Origin of the sequence: Sphingobacterium daejeonense (genome assembly GCF_901472535.1) — a bacterium.
GTDB lineage: Bacteria > Bacteroidota > Bacteroidia > Sphingobacteriales > Sphingobacteriaceae > Sphingobacterium > Sphingobacterium daejeonense.
In genome coordinates, this window is the sequence record NZ_LR590470.1 from 3513719 (window position 1) to 3532466 (window position 18748).

At 37.8% G+C, this 18748-nt stretch carries 15 protein-coding genes and 3 pseudogenes; 10 read left to right on the top strand and 8 right to left on the bottom strand.

Annotated features, from left to right (window positions below; all coding sequences use genetic code 11):
* Positions 1-3 precede the first annotated feature (3 nt).
* Entirely contained in the window at positions 4-1983 is a 1980-nt protein-coding gene (mrdA, locus tag FGL31_RS17010; RefSeq protein ID WP_138093233.1) for a penicillin-binding protein 2, read from the top strand.
* Complete coding sequence (gene rodA, locus FGL31_RS17015; protein ID WP_138093236.1) at positions 1976-3259, top strand: rod shape-determining protein RodA; 1284 nt, start codon at positions 1976-1978, stop codon at positions 3257-3259. The genes mrdA and rodA overlap by 8 nt, the downstream gene beginning before the upstream one ends.
* Before the next feature lie 13 nt (positions 3260-3272).
* Here the strand turns inward: rodA and FGL31_RS17020 are convergent, their stop codons facing one another.
* The 3 genes from FGL31_RS17020 to FGL31_RS17030 form a co-directional block, all read right to left on the bottom strand.
* Complete coding sequence (locus FGL31_RS17020) at positions 3273-4055, bottom strand: nucleoside phosphorylase (protein ID WP_317131047.1); 783 nt, start codon at positions 4053-4055, stop codon at positions 3273-3275.
* A gap of 69 nt (positions 4056-4124) precedes the next feature.
* Positions 4125-4742: an IMPACT family protein gene (locus FGL31_RS17025; RefSeq protein WP_138093240.1), complete on the bottom strand. Its 618-nt coding sequence runs from the start codon at positions 4740-4742 to the stop codon at positions 4125-4127.
* Positions 4739-5593, bottom strand: a complete 855-nt coding sequence (locus tag FGL31_RS17030; protein ID WP_138093243.1) for an EamA family transporter — start codon at positions 5591-5593, stop codon at positions 4739-4741. The genes FGL31_RS17025 and FGL31_RS17030 overlap by 4 nt, the downstream gene beginning before the upstream one ends.
* Positions 5594-6195: 602 nt before the next feature.
* On the opposite strand from FGL31_RS17030, the pseudogene FGL31_RS17035 reads away from it, so the two are divergent.
* The 6 genes and pseudogenes from FGL31_RS17035 to FGL31_RS23825 all read left to right on the top strand — a co-directional run bounded on the left by FGL31_RS17035 (position 6196) and on the right by FGL31_RS23825 (position 11509).
* Positions 6196-7027 (top strand): annotated as a pseudogene (locus FGL31_RS17035) (prephenate dehydratase).
* Positions 7028-7067: 40 nt separating this feature from the next.
* Entirely contained in the window at positions 7068-8174 is a 1107-nt protein-coding gene (locus FGL31_RS17040) for a chorismate mutase (protein ID WP_099371685.1), read from the top strand.
* 2 nt (positions 8175-8176) lie between these two features.
* A complete protein-coding gene (gene aroA / locus FGL31_RS17045) occupies positions 8177-9430 on the top strand; it encodes a 3-phosphoshikimate 1-carboxyvinyltransferase (RefSeq protein ID WP_138093246.1) in 1254 nt (417 codons plus the stop codon).
* 67 nt (positions 9431-9497) lie between these two features.
* Positions 9498-10595: a chorismate synthase gene (gene aroC / locus FGL31_RS17050; RefSeq protein ID WP_138093249.1), complete on the top strand. Its 1098-nt coding sequence runs from the start codon at positions 9498-9500 to the stop codon at positions 10593-10595.
* On the top strand, positions 10585-10971 hold the full coding sequence (locus tag FGL31_RS23820) for an ROK family protein (RefSeq protein WP_197734302.1): 387 nt from the start codon (positions 10585-10587) through the stop codon (positions 10969-10971). The genes aroC and FGL31_RS23820 overlap by 11 nt, the downstream gene beginning before the upstream one ends.
* Complete coding sequence (locus tag FGL31_RS23825; protein ID WP_197734303.1) at positions 10946-11509, top strand: acetate and sugar kinases/Hsc70/actin family protein; 564 nt, start codon at positions 10946-10948, stop codon at positions 11507-11509. Before FGL31_RS23820 ends, FGL31_RS23825 begins: the two co-directional genes overlap by 26 nt.
* Here the strand turns inward: FGL31_RS23825 and FGL31_RS17060 are convergent.
* Positions 11471-13890, bottom strand: a pseudogene (locus tag FGL31_RS17060) (alpha-ketoacid dehydrogenase subunit alpha/beta). The gene FGL31_RS23825 and the pseudogene FGL31_RS17060 sit on opposite strands and share 39 nt — an antisense overlap.
* A 198-nt stretch (positions 13891-14088) precedes the next feature.
* Here FGL31_RS17060 and FGL31_RS17065 point away from each other — a divergent pair.
* Positions 14089-14772 (top strand): hypothetical protein, encoded by a 684-nt coding sequence (locus FGL31_RS17065; protein ID WP_232046884.1) that lies wholly within the window; start codon positions 14089-14091, stop codon positions 14770-14772.
* Positions 14773-14894: 122 nt separating this feature from the next.
* Complete coding sequence (locus FGL31_RS17070) at positions 14895-15356, top strand: NUDIX domain-containing protein (RefSeq protein ID WP_138093252.1); 462 nt, start codon at positions 14895-14897, stop codon at positions 15354-15356.
* Positions 15357-15809: 453 nt separating this feature from the next.
* On the opposite strand, the gene FGL31_RS28245 is transcribed toward FGL31_RS17070, so the two are convergent.
* The 4 genes and pseudogenes from FGL31_RS28245 to murA form a co-directional block, all read right to left on the bottom strand.
* Complete coding sequence (locus FGL31_RS28245) at positions 15810-15941, bottom strand: hypothetical protein (protein ID WP_257214044.1); 132 nt, start codon at positions 15939-15941, stop codon at positions 15810-15812.
* A gap of 52 nt (positions 15942-15993) precedes the next feature.
* Positions 15994-16468 (bottom strand): annotated as a pseudogene (gene rlmH, locus FGL31_RS17075) (23S rRNA (pseudouridine(1915)-N(3))-methyltransferase RlmH).
* Between the two features lie 204 nt (positions 16469-16672).
* Positions 16673-17305: a YceI family protein gene (locus tag FGL31_RS17080; protein ID WP_138093255.1), complete on the bottom strand. Its 633-nt coding sequence runs from the start codon at positions 17303-17305 to the stop codon at positions 16673-16675.
* Between the two features lie 100 nt (positions 17306-17405).
* Positions 17406-18731, bottom strand: coding sequence for a UDP-N-acetylglucosamine 1-carboxyvinyltransferase (gene murA, locus FGL31_RS17085; RefSeq protein WP_099371694.1), 1326 nt, complete (start codon positions 18729-18731; stop codon positions 17406-17408).
* Positions 18732-18748: the final 17 nt, after the last annotated feature.

Here is an 18748-nt window from a genome sequence, read left to right on the forward strand (position 1 = left end):
CACATGAACAATAGTTACTTCAACCGTAAGTTCGTTATACAAGGAATTTTTATTGCTATTGCATTAGTTATTGTGGCACGGCTATTTTATATCCAAGTCATTGATGACAAGTATTTGTTGTCAGCGAACAATAACGTTATGCGTAAGAAAATCATCTACCCTGCTCGCGGTGTTATCCTCGATCGGAATGGAAAAGTATTGGTTCAGAATGAGCCGGTATATGATATTATGGTGACGCCCCGTGAAGTAAAGGATCTCGATACGCTTCTATTGTGTGATTTGCTTGGAATTGATACGATTGATTTCAATTTGCGGATGAAAAAAGCGAAAGCTCATTCTCCATATCGTGCTTCACAATTTATGAAGCAGGTATCGTCTACTGTCTATGCCAAATTTCAAGAACATCTGTATAAGTTCAGGGGATTTTATCCATTGAACCGTACGGTCAGAAGTTACCCGGATAGTATTGCTGCTCAATTTTTGGGCTACATCCAAGAGGTAAATGACCGCGACATTGAAAAATCCAATGGTTTCTACCGTCCTGGTGATTATATCGGTGCTTCTGGTGTTGAGCGCGCCTATGAGGATCTATTAAGAGGGAAAAGAGGTGTGCAGAATCAAATGGTTGATGCTTTGAACCGACCTCAAGGTAGCTTTATGGAAGGCAAGTATGATACCTTGGCGGTAACTGGAGATGGATTGGTTTCATCTTTAGACAAGGACCTTCAGATTCTTGCTGAGAAGTTAATGAAGAATAAGCTGGGATCAGTAGTGGCCATAGAGCCTTCCACTGGTGAGATCCTAAGTTTTGTAAGCAGTCCTTCCTACAATCCAAATATGATGGTAGGCCGAGAATTGGGAAACAATTATATGAAGTTGCTGAATGACGAAACGAAACCTATGTTCATACGTCCTATCCAAGCTTCATATCCTCCTGGTTCAGTATTTAAGGTTGTTTCAGCCCTTACTGCACAGCAAGCCGGAGTAATCAATGACCAGACTGTTTTTTATTGTCCTGGAGGTTATCGTTATGGCGGGGGTCGTGCAATCATGCGCTGTACCCACGTGGACGGTGCAACGGGCTTAGTGAAATCCATCAAGATGTCATGCAACACTTATTACGGGTATGTATATGCTAAGATGATAGACTCCAGAGGGATGAGTGGTCCAAAGGCATATGATTTATGGAAAGAGTCCTTAGGTAAATTCGGATTGGGACATAAGTTGGGCATTGACCTTCCCGGTGAAAAACCGGGACTGGTTCCTACATCCGATTTCTATACCAAACGATATGGCAGTGGAAACTGGCGCTCGAGTTTCAACATTTCATTGTCCATTGGCCAAGGTGAATTAGGGATTACGCCATTACAGATGGCTAACATAATGGCTATTGTAGCTAATAGAGGGTTTTATTACCGTCCTCATTTAATTAAAGGGATTGGCGAGAAACAAATCATAAAAGAGGAGTTTACTGAGAAAATCTTTGCGGGAGTTGATGCTAAATATTACGAACCAGTAATTGAAGGGATGAGCCAAGCGGTTAATCAAGGGGGTACTGGTGCTGCTTCGCGGATTGCGGGAATTGAGATGTGCGGAAAAACAGGGACCGTTCAGAATCCTCATGGCGAGAACCATGCTGTATTTTTTGCTTTCGCGCCGAGGGAAAACCCCAAAATCGCAATTGCCGTATTCGTTGAAAATGCGGGTTATGGTGGTACTTGGGCAGCTCCTATCGCGAGTATGATGGTAGAAAAATACTTAAAGGATACCATTTCATTGCCAAAATATATTCAGGATAGGATATACAATGGAAACTTGCTTCCAAAACCGAAGGTCAAGAAGGAAGAAACGATCAAAAAAGACAGTACAAAGAATACAAAAACAAAGGTTGAAACAGTGAGAACTGCAGCAGTAAATCCTAAAAAGAGACAGGAATCAGGAACTTTAGTACACCATAGTCAAATCAGGAGAAACCATGAATAGTCTTCAAAAGAAAAGTTTTTTTGGAAGGATAGACTGGTTGACCATTGGCTTGTGGTTGGCATTGTGCTTGATTGGCTGGTTCAACATTCATGCAGCAGTTTATGACCCTGAAAACCCGGGTCTTTTCAATCTTGCAACAAACTATGGGAAACAATCTATCTATATCTTTACAGCCTTGATCATTGGGATCTGTATTTTGATTATCGATTCCCGTTTTTTTATATCTTCAGCTCCTATAATCTATATTGTAGTCATTCTGTTGTTGATTGCCGTTTTGGTGGTCGGTAGAAATGTTGGCGGAAATCAAGCCTGGATTCCGTTAGGTAGTTTTAGGCTGCAGCCTTCAGAGTTTGGTAAACTTGCGACCTGTCTTTTGTTGGCTTATTATCTCAGCAATCAAACCAATAAAAACCCGAACATGAAGACCTTGTTTGTGGGGATTTGCATTGTTCTATTTCCTGTAGCATTAGTTATGTTACAACCAGATACTGGATCCGCGTTGGCATTCTTTTCATTGGTTTTCGTGTTTTATAGAGAGGGTTACGTCAGTACAGGATTATTGATAATCGGTGGTTTAGCCATATTTCTATTTGTATTGGCCCTATTGGTCAATCAATGGATCTTGATAGGTTGTTTAGCTCTAATCTGTGGATTCTTTGCATTTATGATGCGCAAGAAACGTAAGAATCTGATCAATATGGCTATTCTGTTCGTCGTTTCCAGCGTATATGTATTGTGTGTTGATTTTGCTTATGAACAAATCTTACAACCTCACCAGAGAAACCGTATTGATATCATCCTTGGAAAAATGGATGACCCGAAGGGGCAAGGATATAATCTTAATCAATCTATGATAGCTATTGGTTCAGGTCAATTATTTGGAAAAGGCTACCTCCAGGGAACCCAAACCAAATACAACTTTGTCCCTGAACAAAGTACAGACTTTATTTTCTGTACAGTAGGCGAAGAATGGGGATTTGTAGGTTCTGTTATATTGATTGCTATTTACGTCGCTTTGTTGGTTCGTATCGTCAATATTGCCGAAAGGCAAAGAACTGCATTTGCCAGAATCTACGCGTATGGGGTTGCTTCAATTCTATTTTTTCACTTCTTTATTAATATAGGGATGACCATTGGTATAGTGCCTGTAATAGGTATACCTTTACCCTTCATCAGTTATGGAGGTTCTTCCTTATGGTCTTTTACCATTTTATTATTTATCCTATTGAGATTTGACTCCGCTAGGAAAGGAACTGCCATCAGTCAGGGTTTCTAGTTTTCGAAAGCTCTTAAATCCTATCTAGGATTAATTTGATTGCATTATCAACAATCTGCTGCGGATTTTTGCTGAATGCTTCATTGACACGACTTGCCAAAATCGCATTGATTGAGATTGCATGATGTCCAAACATATTGCTTAGGGCATAAATCCCTGCAGTTTCCATTTCAAGATTAGTGATGTTTCTTCCAGAAATATCAAAGCTATTTGCATTCTTGATCAGGTCTGGGTATATATTTTGGGATCTTACATTTCTACCTTGGGGTCCATAAAAGCCTGGCGCGGTCATGGTAATGCCTTTGGGAAGGTCGAAAGCAAACTTTTCCATTAATTTTTGAGAAGCTCTTCCCACATAAGGTTTAAAGCTTAGTCCTTCAAAATGATTTATTACGGCCTCTTGCAACTGCACTTCAGGTTCGGTGTATGGTTTACGGTAGTATTGCATGAGCGTATCAAAACCAATAGCATACTCAGAAGCTAAGATTGTACCCATGGAAATATTTCCTTGAATGGATCCAGAAGTTCCTATTCTAATGATATCCAAAGATTTTATTTCTTGTTTTAAGCTTTTGGTATTAAAATCAACATTGACCAAAGCATCCAATTCATTCAGGACAATATCAATATTATCGGTTCCAATTCCAGTTGAAATAACAGTAACCCTCTTTCCTCGTAAAGTTCCAGTATGAGTTATAAACTCACGCCGTCCTTTTTTTATTTCGATATCATCGAAGTATTTCGAAACTTCAGGTACCCTGTCAGGATCTCCAACGAAAAATAATGGTATCAGCAATGTCAGTAGGCAATAAATTCAGATGGTAAATACTTCCATCTGCGTTAATAATAAGTTCAGAATCGTTAATCATATGGTCCGTAAGTAATTGATCGTCAGCCCCTCAATTTTCTCCATTCTCCCGATCACTTCATTTACCTGTAATTTACGGATTTCAAAGGTAATTTTACACTTCGTATCAAAATCTTGACTTAAGACAATGACCTCAGTTTCTTTGATTATACGCATGACATCATTCATTTGAATATAATCAAATGTGACTTCATACACATCATTCACTGTTTTTTCTACAATTTCTGCAATTTGCAATGCTTCTTGTGTAGCAGACTTATAGGCATTGATCAATCCTGGGACCCCAAGCAGCGTACCACCAAAATACCTTACTACAACCACCATGATATTAGTGACATCCATCGACAGCAACACATTTAAGATAGGACGTCCTGCTGTTCCCGAAGGCTCGCCATCATCATTAACTCTGAATACCGTACGGTCTGGGGTCAACCGATACGCCCAGCAATGATGCCTTGCTTTTGGATGCATTGATTTGAGCTCAGCAATGATTTCTTTTACCTTATTCTCGTCCTTAAATGGGTATGCATAAGCGATAAACTTACTTCCCTTATCCCTAAAAATCCCTTCAGAAGGTTCGTCAATAGTCTTATATATATCTTCAAATAAACTCACAGAAATGCAATTAATAATACTGAAATAATAGCCAAAAGTACCCCTATTTTATTGTATTTGCTAAGTTTCTCCTTAAATAAGAAGACTCCAGCCAGTGCTCCAACAGCTATTACGCCTATATTCATTCCTGTGAAAACCAAAGAAGGGCTGTCAGGTAGAGCGCGATGAGCCTTCATATAAAACACGATATTTCCAAAATTAAACACGCCCAATATTGCTCCAAATAATAAAGCCTTCACATCAAAACTTTCTTTTCTTATAAACAGTAAATAAAATAGAAATAGCAAAGCAAAGCCTAATGCTAAGGTAAACACGATCCAAAGAGATGACATATAACTTATCTCTGGATGCTGTGCGATATGTTTAAAGATAATATCAATTATTCCCATGCCAATAAACACCAGCAATGGAAATATCCAAAAGTTCTTTCCATTATTCTGGTTATTTTTATTCCAACCAATTGAAAAAACTATGGCTACCAACCCCACTCCTATTCCCAAAAATTTCTCTGATGCCATTTTTTCTCCCATCCATAGATAAGCAGCGATCAATGGAATAAACAAGGACAAGCGTTGTGCAACTTCGGTCTTTACTATACCGCTGAAGCGAATGGATAATGCGATACATATAAATATAAAAGGTAATAAAAATCCGAGAGGCAGATATAAATGCCAAGGTAGATCGGATGTCCATTGGACCAATTCAGGTTTTAAAATGAAATAGGTAAGAAGGATTGCGATGGGGTAATTCCAAACTAGCAATTGAAGATAATTAACCCCGCGTTGCCTGGCGAACTTTATTATGATGGCAACTGTGACTGAGCACAGAACGGATATGAGAATATATAACATTTAAATTTATTCTTCTGAAATGGTACAAATATATCTTTTTAATGCATGGATAGTAAATCATTATTGAATGAATTAAAACCAAATAAACAAATTAAAACATGAATATCCTGTAATTTTAACCTCAAAAAACATTAATTATATTAATTTTTTATACAGATTTTAACAGTTATTTTATTCATTTTTTTAGATCATTTTTTAATGATTTTTTATCATTATTTTTATTCGATAAATCAAATTAAAATGTATTTAAATACGTTAAACGCACTTTATATAAATATTAACACGTTTTTAATAGCATTTTTTTATTAAAAAAATGGCTGTTTTTACTCTTGTTTTTTGGCTGTTTTTTAACTAATTTTTATACATTTTATCAACTTCTTTTATAATATTTTTTAAAAAAATTTTGCACTTAATTAAAGAAGTTCTATATTTGACAACAAATAAACGGGAAATGAACAAACAATATACATATACCAACTTTTGGTTCTTTTATTTTAGAGATAAGAGCTGGGACTAGTATATAGTATATATAAGATATAAAGGGGTCCCAGCTGCAAAGTTTGGGACCTTTTTTTGTGAATTAAAGAACGCATATAAAAACAATGAGTGAGAAAATAAAAATTGCCATCCAAGGAGTTAAGGCTTCCTTTCATGAAGAAGCGGCTTACAAATATTTCGGCAGGGATATCGAAACGCTTGAATGCTCTTCATTCAAGAAGACTTGCGAATTATTGAAACAAGGGAAAGCAGACTTCGTTGTAATGGCAATTGAGAACTCAATTGCAGGAAGTATCCTGCCTAATTACAATCTGTTGAGAGATTATAGATTTCATATTATCGGCGAAGTACATCTGAACATTCAACAGCACCTACTCGCATTGCCTGGGGTTAAGATCACCGACATTCAGTTTGTAGAATCACACCCTATCGCGATCAGACAATGTGATGAATTCTTGAGCGGACCATCCTGAATGGATTATCAAGGAGGGTATGGATACCGCTGCTTGTGCTAAGAAAATTCATGAAGAAAAGCTTACCAACACTGCCGCAATTGCGAGTGAAGCAGCAGCAAAATTATATGGATTGGAAATTCTAGAGAAAAGAATTGAAACCAATAAGAAGAATTCTACACGGTTTTTAATTCTGTCGAATGAATTAGAGGAACAAAAGAATGCAAACAAAGCTTCCTTGTCATTCCAGACTTCGCATGCCATTGGTGCATTAGCCACAGTTTTACAATGTTTTGCTGAACAAAATGTAAACCTGAGTAAAATCCAGTCTATGCCTGTTGTAGGTCGTAGAAATGAATATGACTTCTATGTTGATGTAGAGTGGAAAAAACAAGCAGATTACGACGCTGCCATCAGAAAAGTATTAAAACATACCGTGAACTTCAGTATCATGGGTGAATACGTGAAAAACGAAAAGATCTAAATCAAAATAATTAATAAGTAAATAATCAAAAATAAATACAATGAAACATTCATTAGACATTCTCCCATTAAAATCTTGGTTAGATACAGGAGATAAACCTTTAATCATTGCCGGACCATGTAGTGCTGAAACTGAAGAGCAATTGGTTTCTACTGCACATTTATTAGCCAACACTGGAAAAGTGAATGTTTTACGTGCTGGGATTTGGAAACCACGCACACGTCCAGGGGAATTCGAAGGTATTGGCAGCATCGGATTAGAATGGTTGAAAAGAGCAAAAGAAGAAACTGGATTATTGACAGCGACAGAAGTAGCGACAGCTAAACACGTTGAGGAAGCTTTGGCTGCTGGCGTTGATATTTTATGGGTAGGTGCTCGTTCAACAGCAAACCCTTTTACAGTACAGGAAATTGCTGACGCATTGCAAGGTGTAGATGTTCCAGTATTGATCAAAAACCCAGTAAACCCAGATTTATCATTGTGGTTAGGCGCATTAGAAAGAGTAAACAGAGCTGGTATTAAGAAATTAGGTGCCATCCATAGAGGTTTCTCATCATTCGAAAAAACTGCTTTCCGTAATGAACCAATGTGGGATATCGCTATTCAATTAAAGGCAATTGCTCCTGAATTACCTATTATCAATGACCCTAGTCATATCTGTGGTAACCGTGAGTTGATTCCATATATTACACAAAAAGCGATGGATATGGATATGCAAGGATTGATTATTGAATCTCACATTGATCCATCTGTTGCTTGGACTGATGCTAAACAGCAAGTAACTCCAGCAGCATTGGCAGATCTATTGGATAGTGTTTCAGTTCGTAAGCCAGAGTCTAACAATCCGGTTTTTGAAGATAAATTAGCAGAGTTACGCAGCCAGATTGACAAATTGGATGACCAGATCATCAAACAAATTGCTGACCGCATGAAGATTGCTGAGAAAATTGGTGAGGTTAAGAGAGATAACAACGTTACAATTCTTCAGATCAACCGTTGGGATGATTTAGTTAAGAAACGCATCCAATTGGCAAACGCGCTTAACTTAAGTGAAGAGTTTACATCAAAATATTTGGAATTGGTTCACAACGAATCTATTCGTAAGCAAAACGAGGTTATGAACACTAAACCGGTTGCGGAGGCTTAATAATGTCAGCGAAAAGCTTAATTTTAACCCACCCTTCGCAAGAAATTAAAGGCACGGTACAGCTTACAGGCTCCAAATCTGAGAGCAACCGTGCTCTTATCATCCAAGCATTAAGTAAAGGAACTGTTAAAGTCGAAAATCTTTCAGAAGCAGCCGACACTGTTACATTGAAAGCTGCCCTAGAAAAAGCACAAGATACTTCAACAGACCTAAAAACTATAGATATTGGCCCAGCGGGAACGGCTATGCGTTTCCTGACATCATATCTTAATTTGATCAAAGGAAACTTTGTTCTTACCGGAACAGAGCGTATGCAACAAAGACCAATAGGTATTTTGGTTGATGCATTGAAAGATTTAGGTGCCGATATTCATTATGAAAACAAATCAGGATACCCTCCCATCAAAATTGAAGGTGGAATGATTCAGGGAAAGGACAAGATTTCAATCCAAGGTAATATTAGCAGTCAATATATATCATCCCTCCTATTGATTGCCTCTTCTTTGAAAAAAGGACTTACTTTGGACATCCAAGGAGAACTAACTTCCCGTCCCTATGTCACTATGACCTTGGAAATGCTTAAAGAATGTGGTATTGCTTATGATTTTAATCAAAACAGTATCCGTATTGCTAAGCAACCATTTCAAGAGTCTGTAATTTATGTTGAACCGGACTGGAGTGCCGCATCCTATTGGTATTCGATTGTAGCATTATCAAAGAATGGACATATCGTATTGCCAGGTTTAAAACAGCATAGTTTACAAGGGGATATGGAAATCGTGGAGATTATGACCCATTTCGGTGCTGAATCGAGTTTTGAATCTGACGGATTGCATTTGAAAAAAGTAGGTTTAAATTCCGAAAAAACATTATTTGATTTCAAAGAATGTCCTGATTTGGCACAAACTGTCGTTGTTGTAGCTTCGGCGTTGAAGAAGGATGTATCTTTCACGGGTTTGGAAACCTTGAAAATCAAAGAAACAGATAGGATTTTAGCACTACAAACAGAAATAGCAAAATTCGGAGCGGAATTAGTTGCCGACGGAGAAACCTATCATCTGAAGACAGAGAATGTGTCAGATCCAAGGAATCTTACTATTTCTACTTACGAGGACCACAGAATGGCTATGGCATTTGCACCTTTAGCTTTAGTCTTCCAGCAGGTTATTATAGAAGAACCTGAAGTGGTTGAAAAATCTTACCCGATGTTTTGGGATCATTTGCAACAGCAAGGTTTTTCTATCTCAGAAAAATAATATTATTATTCAGGCAAGCTAAGCATATTAGTATCAATTTTTATATATTTACGGGCACTATAGAATTATGGCAGGAAATACTTTTGGAGATTTATTTAGGATAAGCACTTTCGGGGAATCACATGGAAAGGCAATTGGGGTGATTGTTGATGGTTGTCCTGCATTGATTGACATTGACGAAGAATTCATTCAATCAGAGCTTGACAAACGTCGCCCTGGACAATCCAAAATAACGACCCAAAGAAAAGAAAGTGATACTGCCCAAATTCTTTCCGGAACATTCGAAGGTAAGTCGACTGGGACACCAATCGCTATCGTTATTCCTAACGAGGACCAACGTTCAAAGGACTATTCCCATATTCAAGATAAATTCAGACCTTCTCATGCTGATTACACGTACCAAAGCAAGTACGGAATCCGTGATTACCGTGGTGGTGGCAGGTCTTCAGCACGCGAGACAGCAGCAAGAGTAGCTGCTGGAGCAATTGCTAAATTGTTTTTGAAGAAACACGGGATTGAGATTTTTGCTCACGTGTCTGCAGTAGGTCAAATCGAGGCTCAAAATTTAAACTTGAATGATCTCAACGCATTATTGGAAACTCGCGAGAGCAACATTGTGAGATGTGCTGATCCGGCGAGTGCTGCAGAAATGGAAGATTTCATCAATCAAGTCAGAAAAAATGGAGATACTGTTGGTGGTGTAATTTCCACTGTAATCAGAAACACTCCTGTTGGATTGGGCGAACCGGTATTCGACAAGCTTCACGCTGACCTTGCAAAAGCGATGATGAGCATCAATGCGGTGCATGGCTTTGAATATGGATCCGGATTCGAAGGCTCCAAAATGTTGGGCTCTGAACACAATGATATTTTCGTCAATCAAGACGACAAAATAAAAACAATAACCAATTTTTCAGGAGGTATTCAAGGTGGAATCTCCAATGGAATGGACATTACTTTCCGCACAGCATTTAAACCTGTAGCTACGATCATGCGTGACCAAAGCACAATAAATGAGGAAGGAAATGAAACCACCATTTCTGGGAAAGGACGCCATGACCCATGTGTCGTACCTCGTGCTGTAATTATCGTAGAAGCTATGGCTGCATTAGTGATAGCTGATCATTTTCTAAAATATAAGGCCTATTTAAAGGATGCAGAATAGCAATTATATTCTTTCATGTGATATTGGAGGGACACATATCACATCGGCAATCGTTGAGAAGGATTCCTGGAAAATTCTTGACGAAACCATTACGCGCTCGCATGTAAATTCATTGGAAAATGCTAAATCGATTTTTCTTGACTGGACCAATAACATGAAAGCCTGCCTTGAAAAAACCGATATTTCGATTAAAAAGATCGGAATCGCTGCCCCGGGACCATTCGATTACGACAAAGGAATTGCCCTAATGAAGGGTCAATCCAAATATGACAGCATCTATAATATGCAGGTCACTGAACCTATTTTGGACGGCCTAGGCAATACAGATCTTACAATATTGTATATCAACGATGCTGCTGCTTTTCTACAGGGGTGAAGTGTTTGGTTGTGGTCTGGAGAACAATGAGCGGATCTTGGGAATCACATTGGGGACAGGATTGGGCAGTGCCGTTTGGAACCAAGGTGAAAAAGCTTTTGATGCCGATTTATGGAATACTCCTTATAAGGATTCCATCTATGAAGAGTATTTAGTGACGCGTTGGTTTGTAAAAAGATTTGAGGAATTGACTGGTCTCAAGGAAAGTGGCCTTAGGGAAATCTTAGAAAAACATGGCGAAACAGAAGAAGTAGACCAATTACTTTCGGAATATCAAGAGAACTTATTGAGTTTTATTAAGTTCTTCAGCAAGGAATATGATTGCAAAATTTTAGTTATTGGCGGTAATATCGTCAAGGCTTGGGACAGAATCTTCCCTGAAAAATCACCACTTAAAGAGTTTGAAATTCTAATTGGAAAGTATCAGGAGCATGCGGCTATCATAGGTGCAGCTGCCTTGTTTTTCAAATGGAATTTAATATTCAGGAACATATCCTCCTTAAAAAATAGGAGGATATGTTGTTGGATTACTATCTGACATGATTTGGTAGGCAGTTTCTACCACATCATCAACAGCTGGCTTAGTGAAATAATCACCATCAGAACCATAAGGAGGTCTATGAGCCTTGGCTGTTAAAGTTTTGGGTTGACCATCCAAATAATAGTATCCACCTTGTTTCTCTAATATTTCATGTGTGATAAAAGCGGATGCTCCACCTGGAAAATCCTCATCTACCACCAATAATTTATTTGTCTTCTTCAGAGATTCAACAGAGATTTGATCTCTGTCAAAAGGTTGCAGACATTGAGCATCGATTATTTCTATGCTTACGCCTAATTTTTCCAGTTCTAATGCTGCCTCTTGCACAATTCTCAAGGTTGATCCGTATGACACTACTGTCAGGTCTGAACCTTCGCGGATTTTCTCTGCTTTGCCGATAGGCACTGTGAATTCTCCAATATTTAGTGGCATTTTTTCTTTTAACCTATACCCATTCAGACATTCTACCACTAATGCGGGTTCATCAGATTTCAAGAGGGTATTGTACATTCCTGCAGCTTGGGTCATATTACGGGGAACACAAATATGCATTCCACGAAGTCCACCTAAAAGCACTGACATAGGAGACCCTGAATGCCATATTCCTTCTAAGCGGTGTCCTCTGGTCCTCACGATCAATGGCGCTCTTTGTCTTCCTTTTGTTCTATAACTTAAGCTTGCAAGGTCATCGCTCAACACTGGCATTGCATAAATCAAGTAGTCCAAATACTGTATTTCAGCTATTGGCCTAAAACCTCTTATTGCCAGTCCGATTCCTTTGCCTATAATTGCGGATTCGCGGATCCCTGTATCGAAGATACGTTGATTTCCGAATTCATCCTGAAGGCCAGCGAAACCTTGATTTACATCTCCTATTTTACCTACGTCCTCACCGAATGCCAGCAATCTTGCATCCTTGTCAAAATTCGCCTTAAAACAAGCGTTCAGCACTTCACGGCCATCTACAATAGCTGAGTTCTGGTCATATTCTGCAGGAATAGTCTCAACTGCCAAAGGTGAGTATTTAGTATCAACGAACAATTTGTCGTTGAATCTATTATGATTAACTTTTTAATTTTTCTTGGAACCAAGAGATCAATTCATCTTTTCCTAAAACATCAACTCCCCTCAGCTCTCTGATAACCCTTCTAACATTGACATATACTTCTTTTAGTGAAGGTTCTGTAGTAGACAATAGGGTTTTCAGGGGGATCTCAGCAGCATGATGGTTAACGCCTTCCAATTTAGCGATCGCTTCTTCAAGATCAACCTGTAATGTTTTTCTATAATCTGACCAGGCTCTTTTCTGTTCTTTTCTTACATAATCCTTAGCTTCCGAATCGATTGTTGAAAGTTCTTCTTCTGTTGCCATTCCAGATTCGATCAACCAATCCCTCATTCTCTTGTTGCAATCAAATTCTGTTTCCCCATTCCAGTCTCTCATCCGTTTTATAACGTTCATGTGAACCTGAAGTTGAGTGCCCTTGGGGCTGGGTCATTTCAACTACATGCACTAAGCAAGGTTTACTATTGTTTCGGGCAAAATCAGCGGCTTTTTCATAAACTTCACATAAGCCTGCATAATCCCATCCTTTAACTCTAAATATTTCAAAGCCAGGTCCTGCTTCATCATCTTGAAATCCGCGTAATACAGCTGAAATATCTCCTTTCGTAGTTTGTATATCATTAGGAACGGAGATTCCATATCCATCATCCCAAATTGAGATAACTACTGGAAGTTGCTTTACTCCTGCTGCATTCACAGTTTCCCAGAAAACACCTTCTGATGTTGCCGCATTTCCAATAGTACAGAATACGACTTCGTTGCCATCCTTTGTAAATTTGTCTTTATGCGAAAGATTAGGGTTATTTTTATAGAGTTTTGATGCCAAGCCTAGTCCCAGAATGCGAGACATTTGGCCACCTGTTGTAGAGATATCTGAAAAGCAGTTTACTTGAGCAGTTTGATCCATCCACTCTCCTTGTTCATCAATCAGTGGGGTCGCAAAATGAGCTACCATCTGCCTACCTCCTGATGATGGTTCAGCATCCAAATCTGGGTTGGCATAAAGTTGAGAGAAGAAATTATAGATGCTATTAATACCTAGGGCAAATGCTAGAGTTTGGTCCCTATAATATCCGGACCGCCAATCTCCAGGTTTAAAAACCTTTGATAAAGCAATTTGCGCTAATTCTTTTCCGTCTCCAAATATTCCAAACTTTGCTTTACCGGTTAGGACTTCTTTCCTTCCTAGTAAACTTACAAATCGGCTCTCAGTGGCTAGTTTATAATCTTCGATGAGTACCTGGCGGAATTCCTCGTAGCTAATTTTTGATGTATTATATTGCACTGCTCGTGTCGTGTTTAATTCTGACATTAAAGTGGTTCCTTTTTTAACAAAAATAAGAAAATAAACGACTTTATCCCTTTCTGTTGAGGTTTAAATGAGATGTATTTTTAATTAAACCCTATACATTAAGACAATAATCCTTACTTTTAGCCGTATTTTCAAAGGACTTATGAGTAACATACATTTTTTTTGATGCGAATTCAGGATCCGGAAACTTAGGCGATCTTGAGAAAAACACTTGTCATTAACAATCTACTAACCATTCCATTAGAGAAAAGGGACAATGAATGGGTTGCAGAATTCATCGATAACATTGCGGAAGCGAACTTAGCTGTTGCGGAGCCTGAAATCATTATGAGTAATGAAGGGTTTCCATATTTCAATTTGAGGTCTGTAGAACCTGGAGAGAACTTCCAGGCATATGTCATCAAAAACAAATTGCCTGTTTTATTGCAGAATGGTTTTGGAGTTGCCTTAAATACGAGGAAGGAAAATCCGGACTGGATGTTCAGCTATGGTGATTTATTAAATTATGCTGTTCGCAAAGAATTCTATACCGATGATCATCATTTTGCTAGGAACAACCAGGATTTTGTGATTGGTAGCGATGAGGAAATCTTGGTTGGTCAGCCATCCGAGGAAATCCTTCCAGGTTATGCCCGTCAACAGATTCGGGAATTCTTGCAATATTCGGGTGTAAAAAATCCGATGGTTATGTTGATAGCCAGGAACTACAATGACGAGGAGAATGTTACCCAAGATTTAGTTTTTAATATTACTCCTAGGAACTTTTCAAACGAAAAAGAATACCAAGCAGCGATGAATACTGTTTCATGGTTCTTGCCTAAGCACTATTCATTAGTAGGTATGGACGCAGAAACAATGGGTCCGGGGTTCCAACCGCTATAATTTAAAATATATTGGCCAGGTTAAAACATTTCCTGGCTATTTATATATTGTTCACAATCAAAATTCACAATTTTCTACATTTGCATGATCCGTTGATTCGGAGCTGTCCTATTTATATAATTATGTTTTTATTTAATGTCAGGGTTTACGGAATTCTACTTAATTCAAATAACGAGGTTCTTATTAGCGATGAGCGAACGGAGAATGTTTCGTTTACGAAATTCCCGGGCGGAGGTTTAGAATACGGAGAAGGTCTGATTGAGGCTTTAAAACGGGAATATCTAGAAGAGACGGGTATGGAGGTTGAAGTTACAAAACATATTTACACGACAGATTTTTACGAAAAATCGAGTTTTAACGAGAGTCAAATCATTTCAATTTACTATCAAGTTGAGCAAAAGAACGACATTGTATTAAACATTAGGACAAAATCTTTCGACTTTACTGAAAAATCACTAGAAGGAAAGTTACAAGCTTTTAGATTAATTCCTTTAAATGAGCTTAAAGAAAATGATCTAACATTTAAAACTGATAGGGTTGCATGGGTTGAATTTTTAAAAAGTTTAGATAAAATTCAATTATAATATAAATGTTGCAACTTTTATTTGATTTTATAATAAAAGGTTTTTACTTTTACAGTGGGTCTTGGAAATAGACTTTAGTCTATTCTAAAATCCATGTTTTGAAAACACCTAGTTCTATAGGGTTTTATTAATAGTTAGTGTGATTTTAAGGCGATACTCCCCGTATCGCCTTATTTATTTTTAGGATGGAAGATTATCCATACTTATTTCTCAAATCACAAAATTAATCGATATCATACCGTCAATTCCTGATGTTCGTTACAAAAATCGTTAAGCTTACCTATAATCGATAAAAATTTCTATTTTAACTTTTCTTTTAAGAATGCTTTGTAATTATTGAGGTCAATGTGCCTAATTTGGGGATCAGGGAAAATCTTGCCATTGCAGCAAAACTATAATGGAATAGATAGAATATTGAGCTGGGATAGATCCCATCTATCCCAACTCAATATTCTATCTTAATAAATAAGCCAACAAAATCACGATTGCACCTCCGATGATAATAATCCACTTATTTACGGTTCCTCCATGTGCACCTTCTTGGCTCTTATACTTATAATCTCTTTTAAACTTATTCTCTTCCATGATTTCCTCCTTCTTTACTATATGATGCTAATTATATACAATTTACATAAAATTATTCGTGATGATAAGGTTCTCCTCTCATAATCGTATATGCACGGTATATCTGTTCTACAAAAAACAACCTTACCATTTGATGAGAGAACGTCATTCTAGAAAGAGAGATCTTTGCATTGGCACGTTGATAAACGCTGTCATCGAAGCCATATGGCCCTCCAATCATAAAAACTAAGTGGGGTAACACTTGATATCATCTGTTTCTCCAGGAAATTAGAGAATTCAACCGAAGAATACTCCTTCCCTCTTTCATCCAATAAGATTATGTAATCCTGATTGCTGATATTCTTCAACAAATACTGTGCTTCCTTTTCCTTTTGTTGATTCTCTGATAGGTTTTTTGAATTCTTGATATCAGGAATGGTAACAATCTGAAAATTGACATAATGTTTCAATCTCTTGGTATAGATTTCAATTCCTTTGACGATATGTTGATCATCCGTTTTACCGATACAGATCAATGTAATTTTCATAAGCACAATCTTTGAAACGCAAAAATAATATTTATAGTCTTTTTATTTGCTGTATTCGTTTAATAAGTGCTCGCTATGCATTATAAAACTGCTTTTCAATGAAATGCTTTGAATGGAGTTCCAATCAGTGGTATAGCCTATTTTATATGAAGAAAGCCTTTGATCGATGACCAAAGGCTTTCTATATTTAGAAAAGTGTAATTCTTATTTGTTTGCTACTAAAGTAATATCGAAGTTGATTTCTTTAGAGATCAAATCATCAGATTTACCTTCGTAAGTAACACCCCAGTCAGCTCTAGTGATGTTAAAGTTTGCAGTTGCTTTTACAGCAGTTTCAGTAGCTTCAAGTACTTTAGCGTCGAAAGTAATGTTTTTGCTCACACCTTTGATAACTAGGTTACCAGAGATTGTAAGGTCATTTTCAGTTGCACCTGGTTTTACCTCAGTAACAGTGAATGATGCTTCAGGGTGAGTTTCTACTCCGAAGAAATCATCTGCTTTTAAGTGACCGTCCAATTTCTCTTTGAATTCACCTTCCAAGTCAGTTGAGCTGATTGTAGTCATATCAAGAACAACATTAGCACCTGTTAATTTACCATTATCAACAGTAACAGTACCGTTTTTAATGTTTACTGTACCAGTGTGTTTACCAGTAACTTTTGTACCTGTCCATACTACTTTTGATGCTGTAGTATCTACATTGTAAGTAGCTCCAGCTACTTCTGTTTGAGTAACTTCAACTGAATCAGATGTTTCAGCTTTTTTTCCTTCAGGGTTTCCAGCACATGATGCTAGTACTAATGCTGCAATTGCAGATAATAATGTGATTTTTTTCATTTGTTTGTTTGAACAATTAATTTCATCACAAAAATATATCAACTTACTAGATATTCAAACAATTGTAACTTTTTTAACAAAAGTCAGACAATTCTTTAACCTAGTGTCCTGCAGGCTGTGCTTCGATTCTTCTGATATCTGCTCCCAGTGCTTTTAAGCGGTCTTCGATATGTTGGTAACCACGTTCTATCTGTTCGATATTGTAGATTACTGATTTTCCTTGAGCTGATAGTGCTGCGATCAACAATGATACTCCAGCACGGATATCTGGAGATGTCATCTCAATTCCGCGCAATTTGTTCTGTTTGTTCAAGCCGATCACTGTCGCCCTATGTGGGTCACATAGTATGATCTGTGCTCCCATATCGATCAATTTATCGACAAAGAACAACCTGCTTTCAAACATTTTTTGGTGTATTAAAACATTTCCTTTTGCCTGAATAGCAGTTACAAGGACAATACTCAACAAATCTGGTGTAAATCCTGGCCATGGTGCGTCGGAAATAGTAAGGATTGATCCATCGATAAATGTATCGATTTCATAATTTTCCTGCGCAGGGATGAAGATATCATCACCTTTGAGCTCAAATTTGATCCCTAATCTTGAGAATACCGAAGGTATAATTCCCAATTCTTTGAAACACACATCTTTAATTGTAATCTCAGATCCTGTCATTGCGGCCAACCCGATGAATGAACCGATCTCAATCATGTCAGGGAGCATTCTATGACTTGTTCCGCCCAATTTTTCGACACCTTCAATAGTCAATAAATTCGATCCTATTCCGGAGATGTTTGCACCCATTCTGTTTAACATCTTACACAGCTGTTGCAAATATGGTTCACAAGCAGCATTGTAAATTGTTGTTACACCTTTGGCAAGCACTGCAGCCATTACTATGTTGGCAGTACCAGTAACCGATGCTTCATCTAACAGGATATATGTTCCTTTTAGCTGTGTGGCATCCACGTTGAAAAAATGGTTTTCAGCGTCGTATACGAATTTGGCGCCTAATTTTTCAAATCCTAAGAAGTGGGTATCCAAACGACGGCGTCCGATTTTGTCACCTCCTGGTTTAGGGATTGCTGCTTTTCCAAAGCGCGCCAATAGCGGCCCAACGATCATAATAGATCCACGGAGGCTACCCCCTTTTTTCTTGAACTCTTCCGATTGGAAGTAGTCTATATTAATGTTCTTTGCTTCAAACTCATAAGTATCACCATTTACCCTATTAACATCCACTCCTAATGCGATCAGAAGATCGATTAATTTGTTGACGTCTTTTATATCAGGGATATTACTGATGGTCATTTTCTCTTCAGTCAATAATACTGCTGAGATAATTTGTAATGCTTCATTTTTCGCTCCTTGAGGAACAATTTCTCCTTTTAATGGTTTGCCACCGTAAATTTCAAATGCATTCATAGTTTTTCATATCAACC

Excerpts from the sequence above, each read along its gene's own strand:
- mrdA (WP_138093233.1), top strand. The coding sequence starts at position 4 with ATGAACAATAGTTACTTCAACCGTAAGTTCGTTATACAAGGAATTTTT.
- rodA (WP_138093236.1), top strand. The coding sequence starts at position 1,976 with ATGAATAGTCTTCAAAAGAAAAGTTTTTTTGGAAGGATAGACTGGTTG.
- FGL31_RS17030 (WP_138093243.1), bottom strand. The coding sequence starts at position 5,593 with ATGTTATATATTCTCATATCCGTTCTGTGCTCAGTCACAGTTGCCATC.
- FGL31_RS17040 (WP_099371685.1), top strand. The coding sequence starts at position 7,068 with ATGAAACATTCATTAGACATTCTCCCATTAAAATCTTGGTTAGATACA.
- aroA (WP_138093246.1), top strand. The coding sequence starts at position 8,177 with ATGTCAGCGAAAAGCTTAATTTTAACCCACCCTTCGCAAGAAATTAAA.
- aroC (WP_138093249.1), top strand. The coding sequence starts at position 9,498 with ATGGCAGGAAATACTTTTGGAGATTTATTTAGGATAAGCACTTTCGGG.
- FGL31_RS23820 (WP_197734302.1), top strand. The coding sequence starts at position 10,585 with ATGCAGAATAGCAATTATATTCTTTCATGTGATATTGGAGGGACACAT.
- FGL31_RS23825 (WP_197734303.1), top strand. The coding sequence starts at position 10,946 with ATGCTGCTGCTTTTCTACAGGGGTGAAGTGTTTGGTTGTGGTCTGGAG.
- FGL31_RS17070 (WP_138093252.1), top strand. The coding sequence starts at position 14,895 with ATGTTTTTATTTAATGTCAGGGTTTACGGAATTCTACTTAATTCAAAT.
- FGL31_RS28245 (WP_257214044.1), bottom strand. The coding sequence starts at position 15,941 with ATGGAAGAGAATAAGTTTAAAAGAGATTATAAGTATAAGAGCCAAGAA.
- FGL31_RS17080 (WP_138093255.1), bottom strand. The coding sequence starts at position 17,305 with ATGAAAAAAATCACATTATTATCTGCAATTGCAGCATTAGTACTAGCA.
- murA (WP_099371694.1), bottom strand. The coding sequence starts at position 18,731 with ATGAATGCATTTGAAATTTACGGTGGCAAACCATTAAAAGGAGAAATT.